The 15383-nt window shown below is 69.2% G+C and carries 17 protein-coding genes; 3 read left to right on the top strand and 14 right to left on the bottom strand.

The window, feature by feature from the left end; genetic code table 11:
- Positions 1 to 134 precede the first annotated feature (134 nt).
- On the top strand, positions 135 to 752 hold the full coding sequence (locus tag A37E_RS0112695; RefSeq protein ID WP_029556930.1) for a YqgE/AlgH family protein: 618 nt from the start codon (positions 135 to 137) through the stop codon (positions 750 to 752).
- Positions 753 to 824: 72 nt separating this feature from the next.
- Here A37E_RS0112695 and A37E_RS27410 read toward each other — a convergent pair whose 3' ends face one another.
- The 3 genes from A37E_RS27410 to A37E_RS0112680 form a co-directional block, all read right to left on the bottom strand.
- Positions 825 to 2093: a cell wall hydrolase gene (locus A37E_RS27410; protein WP_245279324.1), complete on the bottom strand. Its 1269-nt coding sequence runs from the start codon at positions 2091 to 2093 to the stop codon at positions 825 to 827.
- A gap of 214 nt (positions 2094 to 2307) precedes the next feature.
- Entirely contained in the window at positions 2308 to 3285 is a 978-nt protein-coding gene (gene meaB, locus A37E_RS0112685; protein ID WP_051678983.1) for a methylmalonyl Co-A mutase-associated GTPase MeaB, read from the bottom strand.
- Between the two features lie 146 nt (positions 3286 to 3431).
- Complete coding sequence (locus tag A37E_RS0112680) at positions 3432 to 3764, bottom strand: glycine zipper domain-containing protein (protein WP_024277327.1); 333 nt, start codon at positions 3762 to 3764, stop codon at positions 3432 to 3434.
- 276 nt (positions 3765 to 4040) lie between these two features.
- On the opposite strand from A37E_RS0112680, the gene A37E_RS0112675 reads away from it, so the two are divergent.
- On the top strand, positions 4041 to 4382 hold the full coding sequence (locus tag A37E_RS0112675) for a rhodanese-like domain-containing protein (protein ID WP_024277326.1): 342 nt from the start codon (positions 4041 to 4043) through the stop codon (positions 4380 to 4382).
- Between the two features lie 126 nt (positions 4383 to 4508).
- Here the strand turns inward: A37E_RS0112675 and leuB are convergent, their stop codons facing one another.
- The 8 genes from leuB to argE form a co-directional block, all read right to left on the bottom strand.
- On the bottom strand, positions 4509 to 5621 hold the full coding sequence (gene leuB / locus A37E_RS0112670; protein WP_029556928.1) for a 3-isopropylmalate dehydrogenase: 1113 nt from the start codon (positions 5619 to 5621) through the stop codon (positions 4509 to 4511).
- Between the two features lie 135 nt (positions 5622 to 5756).
- A complete protein-coding gene (locus tag A37E_RS0112665) occupies positions 5757 to 6608 on the bottom strand; it encodes an SDR family NAD(P)-dependent oxidoreductase (protein ID WP_029556927.1) in 852 nt (283 codons plus the stop codon).
- A 27-nt stretch (positions 6609 to 6635) separates the two neighbouring features.
- Entirely contained in the window at positions 6636 to 7490 is an 855-nt protein-coding gene (locus A37E_RS0112660; RefSeq protein WP_029556926.1) for an EamA family transporter, read from the bottom strand.
- 37 nt (positions 7491 to 7527) lie between these two features.
- Positions 7528 to 7944 carry a (deoxy)nucleoside triphosphate pyrophosphohydrolase gene (locus A37E_RS0112655; protein WP_029556925.1) on the bottom strand — a complete coding sequence of 139 codons (417 nt, stop codon included), beginning with the start codon at positions 7942 to 7944 and terminating at the stop codon, positions 7528 to 7530.
- Positions 7941 to 8621 carry an SIMPL domain-containing protein gene (locus A37E_RS0112650; protein WP_197022969.1) on the bottom strand — a complete coding sequence of 227 codons (681 nt, stop codon included), beginning with the start codon at positions 8619 to 8621 and terminating at the stop codon, positions 7941 to 7943. Before A37E_RS0112650 ends, A37E_RS0112655 begins: the two co-directional genes overlap by 4 nt.
- 77 nt (positions 8622 to 8698) lie before the next feature.
- Complete coding sequence (argJ, locus tag A37E_RS0112645) at positions 8699 to 9940, bottom strand: bifunctional glutamate N-acetyltransferase/amino-acid acetyltransferase ArgJ (RefSeq protein WP_029556923.1); 1242 nt, start codon at positions 9938 to 9940, stop codon at positions 8699 to 8701.
- 123 nt (positions 9941 to 10063) lie between these two features.
- On the bottom strand, positions 10064 to 10495 hold the full coding sequence (locus A37E_RS0112640) for a heme-binding protein (protein WP_029556922.1): 432 nt from the start codon (positions 10493 to 10495) through the stop codon (positions 10064 to 10066).
- A gap of 8 nt (positions 10496 to 10503) precedes the next feature.
- Entirely contained in the window at positions 10504 to 11676 is a 1173-nt protein-coding gene (gene argE, locus A37E_RS0112635) for an acetylornithine deacetylase (RefSeq protein WP_029556921.1), read from the bottom strand.
- 44 nt (positions 11677 to 11720) lie between these two features.
- Here argE and A37E_RS0112630 point away from each other — a divergent pair, with 44 nt between their 5' ends.
- Positions 11721 to 12374, top strand: coding sequence for a DUF1028 domain-containing protein (locus tag A37E_RS0112630; RefSeq protein WP_029556920.1), 654 nt, complete (start codon positions 11721 to 11723; stop codon positions 12372 to 12374).
- A gap of 43 nt (positions 12375 to 12417) precedes the next feature.
- On the opposite strand, the gene A37E_RS0112625 is transcribed toward A37E_RS0112630, so the two are convergent.
- The 3 genes from A37E_RS0112625 to A37E_RS0112615 are packed head-to-tail and all read right to left on the bottom strand — an operon-like array spanning position 12418 to position 15258.
- The gene (locus A37E_RS0112625) at positions 12418 to 13575 is read right to left on the bottom strand and encodes an ABC transporter ATP-binding protein (RefSeq protein WP_029556919.1); all 1158 of its coding nucleotides are present in this window, start codon (positions 13573 to 13575) and stop codon (positions 12418 to 12420) included.
- Positions 13565 to 14407 (bottom strand): ABC transporter permease, encoded by an 843-nt coding sequence (locus tag A37E_RS0112620; RefSeq protein WP_051678982.1) that lies wholly within the window; start codon positions 14405 to 14407, stop codon positions 13565 to 13567. The genes A37E_RS0112625 and A37E_RS0112620 overlap by 11 nt, the downstream gene beginning before the upstream one ends.
- A complete protein-coding gene (locus A37E_RS0112615) occupies positions 14407 to 15258 on the bottom strand; it encodes an ABC transporter permease (protein ID WP_029556917.1) in 852 nt (283 codons plus the stop codon). The genes A37E_RS0112620 and A37E_RS0112615 overlap by 1 nt, the downstream gene beginning before the upstream one ends.
- Positions 15259 to 15383: the final 125 nt, after the last annotated feature.

Here is a 15383-nt window from a genome sequence, read left to right as displayed (position 1 = left end):
AGCCCTTCCGCTCACCAATCGCGTGCACAAGCGTGTGACCCGCCGCGGAACTCGCAGCCTTGCGACGAGGCTTCGCGGCGACCTGCGATGCAATCCGCATTTCCAAGACGCCCGAACGGCGGTACCCTTTCTCCATGACTGCGAGCCAGAACCATACGATCGAAGGCGGAGGGTCGGGTTTCCTCGATGGGCAGATGCTCATCGCCATGCCGACCATGCGCGACGAGCAGTTCGCCCGCACCCTCGTCTACATGTGCGCCCACTCTCCGGAAGGAGCCATGGGCATCGTGGTGAACCAGCCGGCGAGCCACATCGACTTCACCGACCTCCTCGTGCAGCTGGATGTGGTTCCCGCCGCCGAGCGCATCCTGCTGCCGAAAAGCGCCGGCACCGTCAAAGTGCTGCGCGGCGGACCGGTGGAGACGGGACGCGGTTTCGTGCTGCATTCGGCGGATTATTTCGTCGAGAATTCCACGCTGACCATCGATGACGGCATCTGCCTCACCGCCACGCTGGATATCCTGAAGGCCATCGCCGGCGGGCGCGGACCGCGCAGCGCGGTGCTGGCACTGGGCTATGCCGGCTGGGCGCCGGGCCAGCTCGAGACGGAGATCCAGGCCAACGGCTGGCTGAACTGCCCGGCCGACCCGGACCTCATCTTCGGCGCTGGGGTGGAGACGAAATACGATAGTGCCCTGCGCAAGCTCGGCATCGTGCCCGGCATGCTCTCCAGCGACGCCGGCCACGCCTGAGCGTCGCTTCTCTCAGGCGCCGCGCGGGCTTGGGATGTTGCTTCGCTCAGGCGCCGTAAGGCGGCGAAAGACTCAGTAGCTGTCGCCCCAGCGACGCGGGCGGTAGAAGGTGTGCACGCCGATCTTGTCCAGCTTGCGCATCTCCCGCACCCAGCTCGGATGCACCCAGTAGGCGTGATAGTGGGTCGCGCGGCCGATGGAGGCGAGCCACAGCTTTCCGTCCAGCATCTCGGCGGCGATTTCCTTGGCCTGCACCCACATGTCCGGCTCGCGCACCACGTCCGGCACATCGTCGCAGGCGAAGGTGAACTGGCAGGCAAGGTGCCTGTGGGCGTTCTGGTAGACCGCGCCGCACACATCCGCGGGGTAGTAGCCGGAGAACACACGGTTCACGATGACCTGCGCCACCGCGATCTGGCCGCGCTTGGGCTCGCCGCGGCTTTCGAAATAGATGGCTTCCGCCAGGCACTTCTGGGCCCGCGCCAGCTTCTCGCCGCCGAGCTCCAGCCGCTGCGCGGGCGAGGGCCAGATGCCGTCGCTGGGCGGTGTCTCCAGCTCCACGGTGCTGTCCGGTGAGACCAGGGTCGCCTCGCCCTCGGCGTGCGGCGCCGGATGAGGCACATAGCCGTGCTCGGCGAGGGCGGCATACTGGAAGGCAAGGGCCGGAAACAGCACCGGATCGCGGCTGAACACCGCCACCGGGTCCTGATGCGGCATCGGGCCGACGAGCGTGGTGCCGCCGCCGAACTCCCCGAGAGCCTCCTCCGGCGCGTCCTCGCGCGCCAGCGTCTCGGCCGCACGGCGGGCCTGCTCCAGACCGGCGGGAACGTCCTCCGCTGCGGCAACGCGTGCGGCGTCCTGAATCAGCGGCAGTTCCAGAAGGATGTCGAGGGCCAATTCCAGATAGGCGCCCGACAGGTCGAGGTGGCGCGGCGGCTCGACCGTCTCGCGATCCGAGAGCACCAGCGGCGGGGGAAAGGCGAAGGCGTCGTCATCCGTCGTATCGGAGGAAGACTGGGTGGAAGACGCGAGGGCGGGCGAGACGAGGTCCGACGGCTCCGGCCCGGTGCCGATCTCGTCCCGCGTCCCATTCAGCACCGGCTGGCCCGCGATTGCGGCAACCGCGGCAGCGCGCGCACTGTCTTCAGAGACCGGCGCGAGGGAGGCGGTGACGATGGTGCCGGGTGCGACAACACGGCGCGCCGGCTTCACGACCTCGGCGATGGCCTCCTTCGGAATCTCCGGCAGGCCGGTACCGACCGGCTGCGGCAGATCGAGCGTGGCGAGCTTCAGCGCCCGCGCGGAGCCCGGCCAGAGGCCGAGACCTGAACCCGATGCCACGCCTTTCGGCGCCCGGCCCGAGACGTCGTCAGCCCCCGCCCCGCAAGGCGTTGCGACGATGAAGGCGGTGGCGACGAGAAGCGGCGATAAAGCCCGACCGGCCCTCGGCCATCGATCCCGACAAATTCCCATACGCCAGCCCTTGCCGAGACTTCATGTCCCCAATAGGGCGCCGGACCGTTGCCGGCCGGCGACACGCAAGAGCATTGTCCGATCAGTCTTGCCTGGAGGTTAATTTCAGCGCCAGCTCCGCTTCGCGGGCGAACGGGCCCTGCCCCCGCAGCTGGAATTTGCGCGCCCGCGCAAGGCCATGGGTGCCGAAGCGGACACGCACCGCCTCCTCCACCCACTTGTCCTCCTGCGTCGCGCGCTGGGCTGCGCGCCGGTCTCCCGCGTCGAGAAACGCGCCGTGCGCCGCGACCGCCGCCTCGAACAAGTCGAGCCCCTCCCCGGTCGCCGCCGACAGGCGGATCACAGGAACCGTCCACCCGGCGGAGGCGGAGCCCGCCAGCGACAGCGCTCCCGCCACCTCGGAGGCGGCGCGGCGGGCGACCTCGGTCATGTCGGCCTTGGTGACGACGATGATGTCGGGCAGTTCCATCACGCCCGCCTTCATGAACTGAAGGCTGTCGCCCGACGCCGGCTGGATGCACAGCACCACCGTGTCGGCGACAAGGGAGATGTCGGCCTCCGACTGGCCGACGCCCACGGTCTCGACGATCACCAGATCATAGACCGCGCGCAGCAGCACGACGGCGGCGACCGAATCATCCGAAAGCCCGCCGAGCCGGTCGCGCGCCGCCATGGAGCGCACGAACACGCCGCGGTCGTCGGGATCGGTCTTCATCCGGGCCCGGTCGCCGAGCAGTGCGCCACCCGTGCGCCGCGACGAGGGGTCCACCGCGAGCACGGCCACGGTGCGCCCGGCCGCACGGGCGCGGCGGACCAGCGCGTTGGTCAGGGTCGATTTGCCCACGCCGGGCGGGCCGGTGAGGCCCAGCACCTCGGCTTTGCCGGAGCGGGCCGCGGCATCGAGCAGCGCCACGAGGTCGGGCTGTCCGCGCGCCGTCTCCACCAGCGCCAGCGCGCGCGCGACGGCGCGTTTGCCGCCGGCGGCCACGGTGGCGAGATCAGGCACGGCGGAGGTGCGCGGGCGGTCTGGGGCGTCGGCGGAAGCGGGCTCAGGCGGCATGGCGCCAATCTAGCTGCCGCAGTGCGGGAGGCAACTCACCGCGTTTCCGCGCCAACGGAAAAAGGCGCCGGCAAAAGCCGGCGCCTCTCCCACTGATCGGATCCGTGCGGGGGAACGGAACCGATCAACAGCCCTGAAAACAAGGGTCAGCCGCAGTAGCCGCGCGACACCTTGACCACGTTGCCGTTGGTCTGGCGCAGGTAGCAGCGGCCGTTGTTGCCCCAGAAATAGTAGGCGCGGCGCTGGTCCTGCTGGTTGCCGATGATGGCGCCGGTGGTGCCGCCGATGAGCGCACCGGCCGCGACGCCACCGGCATTGCCCGTGACAGCGCCGCCGATCAGCGCGCCGGCCGTGCCGCCGATGAGCGCACCGCCCACCGTGTTGTTCTGGGCGCTGGCGGTGACAGCCGAGCCGGCGAGGACGGCGGCGGCCAGGGTGAAGGCAGTGAAAGCGCCGAGCGCGGCATTACGGGTCGACATCTTGATCCTTTCCGCATCCGCCGGGCATCAACCCGCGGCGTGCTGCGATGGCACCTGATCTAGCAAAGGCCACATGAACGCCAGATGAGCGGAGCGTTCGGGCATCGTGCAGCTTCGTTCATGGTTCTGGACCGGGCAAGCTGCGCCGTAAAGACCCACTTCCGTTGCGTGTCCCTTCCACGACAAGGGAACACCTCTTGCATCAGCAAGGCGCTCCGGTGCAGGCTCGCGCCCCCGGGACAAACCGGCTCACAGCTTCGTGTTCAGGACAGGTCAATGAGTGAACGCAACCCCTTCGGCGGGACCATCAGCCACCTCTCCCCGTCGGAGGTCCGTCAGGGACTCGCCGATGGCAGCATCCTTCTCGTGGACGTGCGGGAGCCGAACGAGATTCAGGCCGAGCGCATTCCCGGCGCGGTCAATTTCCCGCTGAGCACGTGGAATCCCGCTGCCCTGCCGGACCCGGCCGGCAAGCGCCTCGTCTTCTCCTGCCGCTCGGGCCAGCGCTCGCAGCAGGCCGCCGCGGCGGCGCAGAAGGCAGGCCTTGCCTATGAGGAGCACATGAAGGGCGGCATCATGGGCTGGCGCGAAGCCGGCTTCGACGTCGAGCGCGGCTGAAGCGCGGGCGCCCGAGGCGGTGCTCCGGCCAGACCGGGGCACCTTTGTGTCGGCGTGGCGCATGACGCCCGCTTTCGCCGATCCCCCTCCGGGCGAGCCGGAGGGGCCAATGGTCAGAACGGCCGCTCAGGCGGTCGCGGCGTCGAGTTCGGCGATGATGGCCTTGCCCATCGCCTCGGTGCCGATGGTCTCCATGCCCGGCGCGGCGATGTCGCCGGTGCGCTTGCCGGAAGCGAGCACGCCTGCAATGGCCTGCTCGATGCGATCCGCCACCGCGCCCTCGTTGAACGAATAGCGCAGCGCCATGGCCAGCGAGCCGATCATGGCGATGGGGTTGGCGATGCCCTTACCGGCGATGTCGGGGGCGGAGCCGTGCACGGGCTCGTAGAGCGCCGCGCGCTTGCCGGTGGCCGCATCCACAGCGCCGAGCGAGGCGGAGGGCAGCATGCCGAGCGAGCCGGTCGCCATGGCCGCGAGATCGGAGAGGATGTCGCCGAACAGATTGTCGGTGACGATCACGTCATACTGCTTGGGCCAGCGCACCAGCTGCATGGCCAGCGAATCCGCCAGCGCATGCTCCAGCTCCACATCCTTGTAGGCGCGGGCGTGGAGTTCGGTCACCACCTGCTTCCAGAGCACGCCGGAGCGCATCACGTTGTGCTTCTCGGCGGAGGTCACCTTGTTGCGGCGGGTGCGGGCCAGCTCGAAGGCCACGGCGGCGATGCGCTCGATCTCGTAGGTGTCATAGACCTGCGTATCGATGGCGCGCTTCTGGCCGTTGCCGAGATCGGTGATGGTCTTGGGCTCGCCGAAATAGACGCCGCCGGTCAGCTCGCGCACGATGAGGAGGTCGAGCCCCTCCACCACCTCGCGCTTGAGCGAGGAGGCATCCGCCAGCGCCGGGTAGCAGATGGCCGGGCGCAGGTTGGCGAACAGCTGGAGATCCTTGCGCAGCCGCAGCAGGCCCGCCTCGGGGCGCGCCTCATAGGGCACGTCCGCCCACTTGGGGCCGCCGACCGCGCCGAGCAGGATGGCGTCGGCGCCCTTGGCGCGCACCATGGCGTCCTCGGAGATGGCGACGCCGTGCGCGTCATAGGCGCAGCCGCCGACCAGATCCTCCTCGATGGCGAAGGAGGCGAGGCCCGCCTGCTCCAGCCACTTCGCCACCCGTTTCACCTCGGCCATGACTTCAGGGCCGATGCCGTCGCCGGCGAGAAGAAGGAGCTTGTGGGTGGCCATGGGTGGATTCCTCGGGTCTTGATTTACGCTGCGGCATCGCGCCGTTTTTGGGTCGCCCTGAGGGCGGCGGCTCGGCGCGGAGTGCTAGGGCCTCAAAGGGCCGATGGCAAGGAGGAACACGCCGGCCTGCGGTATTCAGGCCCCTTTCACGAAGGCCGCGAAGGCCGCCGCATAATCCTTGTGCCAGCGCGACAGCGGCGGGCGGTTCTCGATGATGTCGCCGGCCGCCCAGGCGATGCGCTTCTCGTCGAGCGCGCGGGGTACGTCATTGTCCGGGCAGAGGATGTAGAAATCGCCGGCCTCCAGCTTCTCCAGCAGGAAGTCCACGGTCTGCTGAGCGGTCCAGGCGCCTGCCGGCTTCTCGGTCCGCCCGCCTGCCGCCAGCGGGGTGAAGACGAAGCCCGGAATGAACAGCCGCGCCGAGATCCGGCAGTCCGGCGTGTTGCGCAGTTCGTGCTCCAGCGCCTCGGTGAAGGCCTTCACGCCGGCCTTGGACACGTTGTAGGCGGGATCGCCCGGCGGGGTGGTGATGCCCTGCTTGGAGCCGGTGTTGACGATCAGCCCCGGCCGGCCCCGCGCGATCATCTTCGGCCCGAACGCGCGGCAGCCGTGGATGATGCCCATGAGGTTGACGCCCAGCACCTTTTCCCAATTGGCGAAGGGGCCGAAAATGGCGCCGCCCGGCTGCACGCCGGCATTGTTCATGAGGAGGTCCGTGCCGCCGAAGCGCCCGGCGACGATCTCCTCCAGCCGCTCCAGATCCTCGGGCCGACTGACATCGGTAGCGACGGCGAGCACATCGGCGGCCCCGCCCATCGCCACGGACGCCACCTGCGCGGCAGCCGCATCGAGCTTTTCGCCCGGCAGATCGGCGATGGCCACCTTCAGCCCGCGGGCGGCGAGCTTTTCCGCGGCGGCGAGGCCGATGCCGGACGCGCCGCCGGTGATGACGGCGACGGCGCCGGAGGACAGCGCGGGATGGGTCATGGCGGGTCTCCGTTCAGGTTCGCGCGGTCAACGCCGTGTGGCGACAAAGGCTCCGCCGACGATGAGCGCGCAGGCCACCGCCAGCGAGAGGGACGGCGCCGAGAAGCCGGTCGCAACCAGCAGCAGCGTAGAGAGCACCGGCGCCGCATAGGAAGCGACGCCCAGAAGGCGCACGTCGCCGCGCTTCATGCCGATGTCCCAGGTGTAGAAGGCGAGCCCCACCGGCCCGATGCCGAGCAGCACCACCGCCGTCCACTCCCCGGTCGAGGCGGGCCACACGGTCTCCTCCCACGCGAGGTGGCAGAGGCCGGCGAGCACCGCCGTGGCGAGGCAGAAGCCGGCCACCGCCTGCGTCGGCACATCGGCGAAATGGCGGGAGGCCACCGAATAGGACGACCAGATGAAGGCACAGGCGAACGCCGCGAGATAGCCGGGCAGAAAGCGCATCTCGATACCGGAGAAGCCGCCCTTGCCGGCGAGCAGCACCACGGTGCCGGCAAAGCCCATCAGCGCGCCGACCACATGCACCCGCCGCAGCCCGCCGCCGGGCAGGAAGGCGGAGAGCAGCACGATCAGCAGCGGCCAGAGATAGGCGATCAGCCCCGCCTCTGCCGCCGGGGCCAGCTTCAGGGCGGTGAAATAGAGGAAGTGGTAGCCGAACAGCCCGCCCACGCCATGCAGATAGGCGAGCGGCCGCTGCTTCAGCACACCGAGCCCCGGCCCGGCCAGCGCCGCCCCCAGCCCCACCGCACCGCCGATGCCGAAGGTGAGCGCTGTCAGCAGGAAGGGCGGCACCTTCCCCGTCGCCGCCGTGAAGAAGGCGAGCGTCGCCCACAGCAGGATGGCGAGGAAGCCGATGCGGGTCGCCGTAGCGGAAGACATCATGCCGGAAGACGTCACACCGGAGGACATGGGGCGCTCAGGGCCCGAGGAGGTCGATCAGCGCGGGAATGAGCGGCTCGTCGGCCGGCGGCATGGGAATGTCGCGCAGCCGACCGGGCCGGAGCCATTGCAGCGCCTGATGTTCCTTCTTCTGGATCACGCCCTCCCAGCGGCGGCAGATCCAGAGCGGCATCAGGAGGTGGAAGGTCTCGTAGGGATAGCTGGCGAAAGTGAGAGGCGCGAGGCACGCCTCCTTCACCGTGATGCCCAATTCCTCATCGAGCTCGCGGATGAGCGTCTGCTCCGGCCGCTCGCCGGGCTCGACCTTGCCGCCGGGAAACTCCCAGAGCCCCGCCAGCGCCTTGCCCTCCGGCCGCTGCGCCACCAGCACGCGGCCGTCGCCGTCAATGAGGGCGCAGGCGGCGACGAGGGTGATCTTCAGGGGGGTGGTCATTCGGCATTCCACGAGACATCGAGAGAAGCGCGGACATCCACGGGCTTGATGCCCGGGGGCATTTCGGTCCGGATGCGAACAACGTCGTCGGACTGGGGGCCGCTGGCGATGGCGCTGCTCGAGCCCGCGAGCAGCGCAAACAGGTCGCGGCTGGGAATGGAAATGCGAACCATGCGGCCAAGCTTCAGGCCCGCCATGGCCGCCAGCCCCTCGGCCTTCCGCCGGGCAGCGTCGAGGGCGGCGCGGCGGGCCAGTTCGGCGCCGGCGGCGGGATCGAGCACGCGATACTGTATGGGATTGACCGCACTCGCGCCGTTGGCGCGGGCCTGTTCCGCGAACTGGGCCGCCTTGGCGAGATCGGTGAAGCGGACCTCGATTCTGGTCGTCGCAAGAAAGCCGGTCACAGTGGGAGACGGCGTGCCCTGCTCGGTCCGCACGTCGCCGGGAAGCGGATAAGTGGTCGGTCCCCTCCTCGGCGTGACGCGGACGGCCTCGGACTGAATATCCTTGTCCGCCACCCCTAGGCCCTTCAGGAACGCACCGACCCGCGCAACGTCATGGGCGTTGCGCTCCGTCGCCACCGCTGACGTCTCTTCCGTGCCGGAGACAGTAACCACAACCGTCGCCTCGTCCGGCGCGACGGAAACGACGGCGGCCCCGTTCACTTCGATCAGCACCGGCTCCCGCGCAGGCGGTTCGGCCATCGCCTCCCCAGCGCCGAGAGCGGCCAGAACCATCGCGAGGGCAGCCGCCCTCACGAGCGATAATCCCCGTTGATCGCCACGTATTCCTTGGTGAGGTCGCAGGTGAGCACCCGGTCTGTGCCGCGGCCGAGGCCGAGGTCGACGGTGAGGTCGATCACGTCGTTCTTCATGTAGGCCGAGACCTCGGCCTCGTCATAGTCGGGATCGCGGGCGCCCTCGTGGGCGACGCGGATGTCGCCGAAGGAGATGGAGAGGAGGTCGCGGTCGGCGGGCTCGCCGGCCTTGCCCACGGCCATCACCACACGGCCCCAGTTGGCGTCCTCGCCGGCCACCGCCGTCTTCACCAGCGGCGAATTGGCGATCGACATGGCGATGCGCCGGGCCGACTTGTTGGAGACCGCGCCCGTCACGGTGATGCGCACCAGCTTGCGGGCGCCCTCGCCGTCGCGGGCCACCTGTTCGGCGAGGTCGGCGAGCAGCTCGGTGAGCGCGCGCTTGAACGCCTTCAGCGCGGGATCGTCGATGTTCTTCACCGTCTTCGCGCCACGCTCCTTGGCGGCGCCGGTGGCGAACAGGAGGAGCGTGTCGGAGGTGGAGGTGTCGCCGTCGATGGTGACGGCGTTGAAGGTGGTCTTCACGCCCTTGGAGAGCAGCTTCTGCAGCACGTCGGAGGCGATCGGCGCATCGGTGAAGACGAAGGAGAGCATGGTCGCCATGTCGGGCGCGATCATGCCCGCGCCCTTGGCGATGCCGTTGATGGTCACCGGTACGTCGCCCAGCAGCACGGTGGCGGTGGCGAGCTTGGGGAAGGTGTCGGTGGTCATGATGGCGCGCGCGGCATCAAGCCACGGCCAATCCACCAATTGACCGGCGGCCTCGGTGAGCGCCGCTTCGAACTTGGTGGCGTCCAGCGGCTCGCCGATGACGCCGGTGGAGGCGAGGAACACTTCCGTGGGTTTGCAGTCGAACGCCTGGGCGGCGAGGTCGGCGGTCAGGCTGGTCGCCTCCCGGCCCTTCATGCCGGTGAAGGCGTTGGCGTTGCCGGAATTCACCACCAGCGCCCGCGCCTTGCCCTTCTTCAGCAGCTCGCGGCACCATTCCACCGGGGCGGAGGGGCAGAGCGAGCGTGTGGTGACGCCGGCCACCGTCGTGCCCGGCTCGAACGCCATGGCCAGAACGTCGGTACGGCCCTTGTATCGGATGCCCGCCGCCACCGTGGTGAAGGTGACGCCCGGCACAGGCTTGAGCTCGGGCACGGACTTCGGCGCGAGGGGAGACACGGTGGTCGACATGGGCAGTCCCCGTTGATGGCGCGCAACCTGTGCCGCAGCTTCAGCCGATAGGCAAGGGCGCTGGCGGCCGCATCCGCAACGGTGCCGGCAAACAAGCCGGCACCGGCCGAGACTTTCGCCGCCTCAGATCTGGGCGCCGAGGGCCGCAAGCGCCGCCTTGGCCACCTCCACGTCCTCGCTGCCCTTGCCGGACCCCACACCGATGCCGCCGACGCACACGCCGTCGATGATGATGGGGAAGCCGCCTTCCAGATTGGTGAGCCGGCCACCGGAGGCGATGGCGAGCTTCAGCTCCAGCGCCGGATCGAGCCGGCTCGTGGGCTGGCGGTGGGAGGCCGCGCTGATGGCCTTGGAGAGGGAGGTCTCGCGCGACAGCAGCTTCGCCCCGTCCATGCGCACGAAGGCGAGGAGGTTGCCCCCGTCATCCACGATGGTGATGTTCTGCGGCACGCCCATCTCCTCCGCCCGCGCCACGGCGGCGGCGAGCGCGACCAAAGCGCCCGCATGGGTGAGCTTCGCGGCGGGGCGGGTCAGCGGCTTCTGCTCGGTCATCATGGCTCCTTTCAGCGGGTGATCCAGTCGGCGGCGGGGCGGCGCAGCAGTTCGGCGAGGCGAGCCAGCATGGCGTCGCATTGGGCCAGCTCATCCCGCGCCACCCACTCGTCGGCCTTGTGGGCCCGGGCGATGTCGCCGGGGCCGCAGACGAGGGTGGGAATACCGGCTTCGGAATAGAGCCCCGCCTCGGTGCCGAAGGCGATGGTGCCGGGCGGACCATTGTCGCCGCACAGGCGCGCCACCGCGGCGGCCTCCGCACTGCCGGCCGCAGTGGCGAGGGCAGGATAGGAGGAGAGCTCCTCCACCGCCAGCTCCGCCTCCTCCGCCTCGGCCTTGAGGGCGGCGCGTGCCTCCGCCACCAGCGCCTCGATGCGGCGCAGGATGGCAGGGGTGTCGGCACCCGGGATGCCGCGCAGCTCGAATTCCATCACCGCCTTGTCCGGCACCACGTTCAGCGCCCCGCCGCCATGCAGCGAGCCGATGTGCAGCGTCGCATAGGGCGGATCGAAAGCCTGGTCCCGTGCGCCGTGGCGCAGCTCATCGGCAAGGTCGGCGAGGCGGGCGGCGAGACGGGCGAGTGCGGTCACCGCATTGGCCGCGCGGTGCGGCAGGGCGGAATGCCCCGTGCGGCCGGTGGCGGTGATACGCCAGCCCGTCTTGCCCTTGTGGGCACGCTTCACCTTCATGCCTGTCGGCTCGCCGACGATGCACAGGAGCGGCGGCGCCGGAAGGGCGGCCAGCAGCGCCACCAGATCGCCCGCGCCCTTGCAGCCGATCTCCTCGTCATAGGACAGCGCCACATGCACCGGCGTCTCCAGCGCAGCGGCGGCGAAGGCGGGCAGCGCGGCGAGCACGCAGGCGACGAAGCCCTTCATGTCCGAGGTGCCGCGCCCGTAGAGGCGATCTCCCCGTGCAGTCAAGGCGAAGGGATCGCTGGTCCAGGGCTGGCCCTCGACGGCCACCACGTCCGTATGGGCGGAGAGCACTACGCCCGGCCGCGCCTCGGGGCCGATGGAGAGGAGCAGCGCGGTGCGGTCCCCCGCCGCATTGGGCAGATGGCGCACGCGGGCGAACGGCGCGGCGACTTCGGCGATGCGCGCGACGACTTCGGAGTTTTCCGTATCCGTTACCGAAGGAACGGAAATGATTTTTTCAAGTATTTCTTCCGTCGATACTTGCATCTTCAGGCCATCATCTCTAGAAAACCACCGAAAAGGAGACGGGAATGACCTATTCCATCGCCGCCCGCTGCCCCGAGACGGGCGCCTTCGGCATCGCCATCACCTCGTCCAGCATCTGCGTCGCCAGCCGCTGCGCGTGGGTGAGCCCGCTTGGGCTCGTCACCACGCAGAACGTCACCGACCCCGCCCTCGGCCCGGCTGGGCTCGCCCTGCTGCGACAGGGGCTCGGCGCCGGGGGCGTGCTGTCCACGCTGCTCGCCGGCACGCCGGAGCCTGCCTTCCGGCAGGCCAGTGTCATCGACCGCTACGGGCAGGTCGCGTGGCACTCGGGGGCCGAGGCCCTGCCCATCGCCGCGGCGGCGCAAGGCCCCGGCTGCATCGCGCTCGGAAATCTCTTGGTGAACGACGGCGTCCCCGCCGCCATGCGCGATGCCTTCCTCGCGGCCGAGGGGTTGCCGCTGGCCGAGCGCCTCGTGCGCGGGCTGGAGGCCGGATTGGCCGCCGGTGGCGAGACGGGGGACGAGCACGCGGCGGGCCTCCATGTGGCACGCACCTATGACTGGCCCGTGGTGGACCTGCGCGTGGACTGGCAGGAGGACCCCATCGGCGCGCTGCGCAGCCTGTGGGATCGCTATGCGCTGGAGCAGCCGGCCTTCGAAAGCCGCGCGCGCAACCCCTCCTCCGCCCCGGCCTTCTGACGGCGAACCCGGCGCGCCGGACCAGAACCGGCGCGCCGCAGCGTCAGGCGACATCGGACGCGAACGCCACCGCATCGGCGGGCGAAAAATCGAGCGAGACGCGGGTGCCCGCCGGCCAGCGCGTGGAGGCGTCATGCCCCGGCACGCGCACCGTGACGCGGCCACCGCGCGCGGCAGCGACATCCACCAGCACGTCCACGTGCGAGCCTTGATAGACGTGGGTCGCCACCGTGCCGGAAACCAGCCCCTCCCCTTCCGCGATGCGCACCGCATCGGGCCGCACGTAGAGGTCCGCGGCCGCACCGGGGGCAATCCCTTCCAGCGTATCCGCACTGACGCTGAGCCGCCCTTCGGCGATCAGCACGGTCGCGGTCTCGCCGATGCGCCGCTCCAGCCGGCCCGGCAGCACGTTCACATCGCCGACGAAGGACGCGACGAACGGGTCCAGCGGCCGGCGATAGATCTCGTCCGGCGTGCCCACCTGGCGGATGCGCCCCTGCGACATGACCGCGATGCGGTCCGACATGGACAGCGCCTCGCTCTGGTCGTGGGTGACGAAGATGGTGGTGACGCCGAGCCGGCGCTGGATCTCCTTCAGCTCCACCTGCATGGCGCCACGCAAGTTCTTGTCGAGGGCGGAGAACGGCTCGTCCAGCAGCAGCACCTTGGGCCGGATCACCAGCGCGCGGGCCAGCGCCACGCGCTGCTGCTGTCCGCCGGAGAGCTGGCGCGGCTTGCGCTCGCCGAAGCCGTCGAGCTTGACGAGCGCCAGCGCCTCCGCGACGCGCGTCTCGATCTCGCGCTTCGCCACGCCGCGCATCCGGAGGCCATAGCCCACGTTCTTCGCGACATTCATGTGCGGGAACAAAGCGTAGTTCTGGAAGACGACGCCGATCTCGCGATCATAGGGCGCGGTCTCGGTCATCAGCCGTCCGCCAACGAAGATCTCGCCGCCGTCCGCCTCGAGAAACCCGGCGATGAGGTTGAGCAGGGTGGTCTTGCCGCAGCCGGACGGTCCGAGCAGCGTCATGAACTCGCCATCGGCGATCTTCAGCCACGCCTCGTGCAGAGCAGTGGCATCGCCGAAGCGCTTGGTGACGCCGTCGATCTGGACGCCGGCGACGCGCGCGGCAGCGTCCGCGACAGGCGCGGAGACGGCGGGGGAGACTGGCTCCCGGGGATCGATGCGTTCAGCGGACATGCTCAACGTTCAGAACCTTTCCGAGGCCAAGGAAGGCGTTGGCGATGGTGAGAAGCAGCGCCGTGACCACGATGTAGATGACGGACAGCGCCGCGAGCGTCGGATCGGCATACTCGCGGACGTAATTGTACATGGCGACCGGCAACGTCTGCGTCGCCTGGGCGGTGACGAACAGCGAGGCGGTGAACTCGTTGAAGGAGAGGATCGCCGCGAACAGCCAGCCCGAGAACAGGCCGGGGATCAGCAGAGGCAGCGTCACGGTGAACAGCGCCCGTCCGGGCCGCGCCCCGAGGCTCGCGGCGGCGAGTTCCAGCCGGCTGTCGAGATTGCGCAGCGACACATATACCGAGCGCATCACGAAGGGCAGCACCAGCACCACATGGCAGACGATGACGAGGGCGAAAGTGCGCGTGGCGTGGATCTGCGCCGCGAGGATGAGGAAACCGAGGCCGATGGTGAAATGCGGGATCACAAGCGGCGAGGTCAGCACCGCCTCCAGCGCCATCTTGCCCCGGAAGCTGTAGCGATCGAGGGCGAAGGCGAAACCGGCTCCCACCACGAGCGCGATGGATGAGGCGAAGGCGGTGATGATGAGGCCGTTGCGAAAGCCCTCGGAGAAGTCCCGATAGGAGAAAGCCCGCGCGAACCACCGCGTAGACCAGGCCTGCGGCGGGAAGGAGAGGATGGCGCGATCGTTGAAGGCCGAGATGCCCACCACCACCGCCGGCAGGATGATGAAGGCCACCACCAGCCACACCACGGTCCAGCCGGCGATGGCTAGAAGCCGCTCGCCGGCCTTGGCGGAGATGAGACGCTTGCGCGGATCGGACATCAGTGGGCTCCGATCTTTTCCAGCGGCTTGATGGCCTGCTTCGCCATGGCGAGCACCGCGAAGGTGAGCGCGAGGCCGGTGACGGAGAGAGCCGCCGCGAAGGGGAAATTGAAGGAGGCGAAGCCGAGCTGGTAGACCAGCGTCGAGATCATGCTCACCTTGCCGCCACCGATCATCTGCGGCGTGGCGAAGGCGGAAAACGTCCAGGCGAAGGCGGTCGAGACGCCCGCCACCACGCCGGGCATGGAAAGAGGCAGCGTCACGGTGAGAAAGGCCTTCACCGGCCCCGCGCCGAGGGAGGTGGCGGCCTTCTCGTAATCGCGGTCGATGTGCGAGAGCGCGGCCGAGAGCATGATGACCATCACCGGCAGTGTCACATGAACGAGGGCGGTGACGACGCCGAAGGTGGTGAACATCATTTGTATCGGCCGGTCGATGATCCCGAGACCCTTCAGCACCGAATTGATGAAGCCGGTGTTGCCCAGCACGATGATCCAGGAATAGGTGCGCACCACCTCGCCAAGGAAGAGGGGCGTGACTGCGGTGATGAGCAGGAAGGATTTCAGCGCCACGTTCCGCGTCCGCACCAGCGCGAAGGCGAGCGGATACGCCACCACCAAAGTAATGAGCGCGGTGAGGAGGCAGATCCACACGGTCTGGATGAACACCTGCGCATAGAGCGGGCGCAGCAGCGCGAAGAAATTGTCCAGCGTAAGCCCGCCCGGATTGAGCGAGCCCGGTACATAGGCACGGAAGGCATATTGCAGGATCGCCGCGAGCGCCGCCGCGGAGGCGATGGCCGCCAGCGTCGCGGGGGCGACGAACAGGGCGAGGAAGGGGCGCTTGTTCACGGCTCTCGCTCTTGGTTCTGTGGGAAGCCCCGGCGGAGGCAGGGAAGATGACAGGGGATCCATCTTCCCTGCCCGCCGCGCTACGGAGCCGCTTCCGGGTCAGGGCAGTCTAACGGGAGCGGCTG

The sequence above is a fragment of the Xanthobacter sp. 91 genome (assembly GCF_000702385.1).
Lineage (GTDB): Bacteria > Pseudomonadota > Alphaproteobacteria > Rhizobiales > Xanthobacteraceae > Xanthobacter > Xanthobacter aminoxidans.
Note: the sequence above shows the minus strand (reverse complement) of the source record. Positions and strands in the feature narration are given on the sequence as shown.

Coding starts and splice junctions, on each gene's coding strand:
- A37E_RS0112695 (WP_029556930.1), top strand. CDS start 135: ATGACTGCGAGCCAGAACCATACGATCGAAGGCGGAGGGTCGGGTTTC.
- meaB (WP_051678983.1), bottom strand. CDS start 3,285: ATGCCGCCTGAGCCCGCTTCCGCCGACGCCCCAGACCGCCCGCGCACC.
- A37E_RS0112680 (WP_024277327.1), bottom strand. CDS start 3,764: ATGTCGACCCGTAATGCCGCGCTCGGCGCTTTCACTGCCTTCACCCTG.
- A37E_RS0112675 (WP_024277326.1), top strand. CDS start 4,041: ATGAGTGAACGCAACCCCTTCGGCGGGACCATCAGCCACCTCTCCCCG.
- leuB (WP_029556928.1), bottom strand. CDS start 5,621: ATGGCCACCCACAAGCTCCTTCTTCTCGCCGGCGACGGCATCGGCCCT.
- A37E_RS0112665 (WP_029556927.1), bottom strand. CDS start 6,608: ATGACCCATCCCGCGCTGTCCTCCGGCGCCGTCGCCGTCATCACCGGC.
- A37E_RS0112660 (WP_029556926.1), bottom strand. CDS start 7,490: ATGTCTTCCGCTACGGCGACCCGCATCGGCTTCCTCGCCATCCTGCTG.
- A37E_RS0112655 (WP_029556925.1), bottom strand. CDS start 7,944: ATGACCACCCCCCTGAAGATCACCCTCGTCGCCGCCTGCGCCCTCATT.
- argJ (WP_029556923.1), bottom strand. CDS start 9,940: ATGTCGACCACCGTGTCTCCCCTCGCGCCGAAGTCCGTGCCCGAGCTC.
- A37E_RS0112640 (WP_029556922.1), bottom strand. CDS start 10,495: ATGATGACCGAGCAGAAGCCGCTGACCCGCCCCGCCGCGAAGCTCACC.
- argE (WP_029556921.1), bottom strand. CDS start 11,676: ATGCAAGTATCGACGGAAGAAATACTTGAAAAAATCATTTCCGTTCCT.
- A37E_RS0112630 (WP_029556920.1), top strand. CDS start 11,721: ATGACCTATTCCATCGCCGCCCGCTGCCCCGAGACGGGCGCCTTCGGC.
- A37E_RS0112625 (WP_029556919.1), bottom strand. CDS start 13,575: ATGTCCGCTGAACGCATCGATCCCCGGGAGCCAGTCTCCCCCGCCGTC.
- A37E_RS0112620 (WP_051678982.1), bottom strand. CDS start 14,407: ATGTCCGATCCGCGCAAGCGTCTCATCTCCGCCAAGGCCGGCGAGCGG.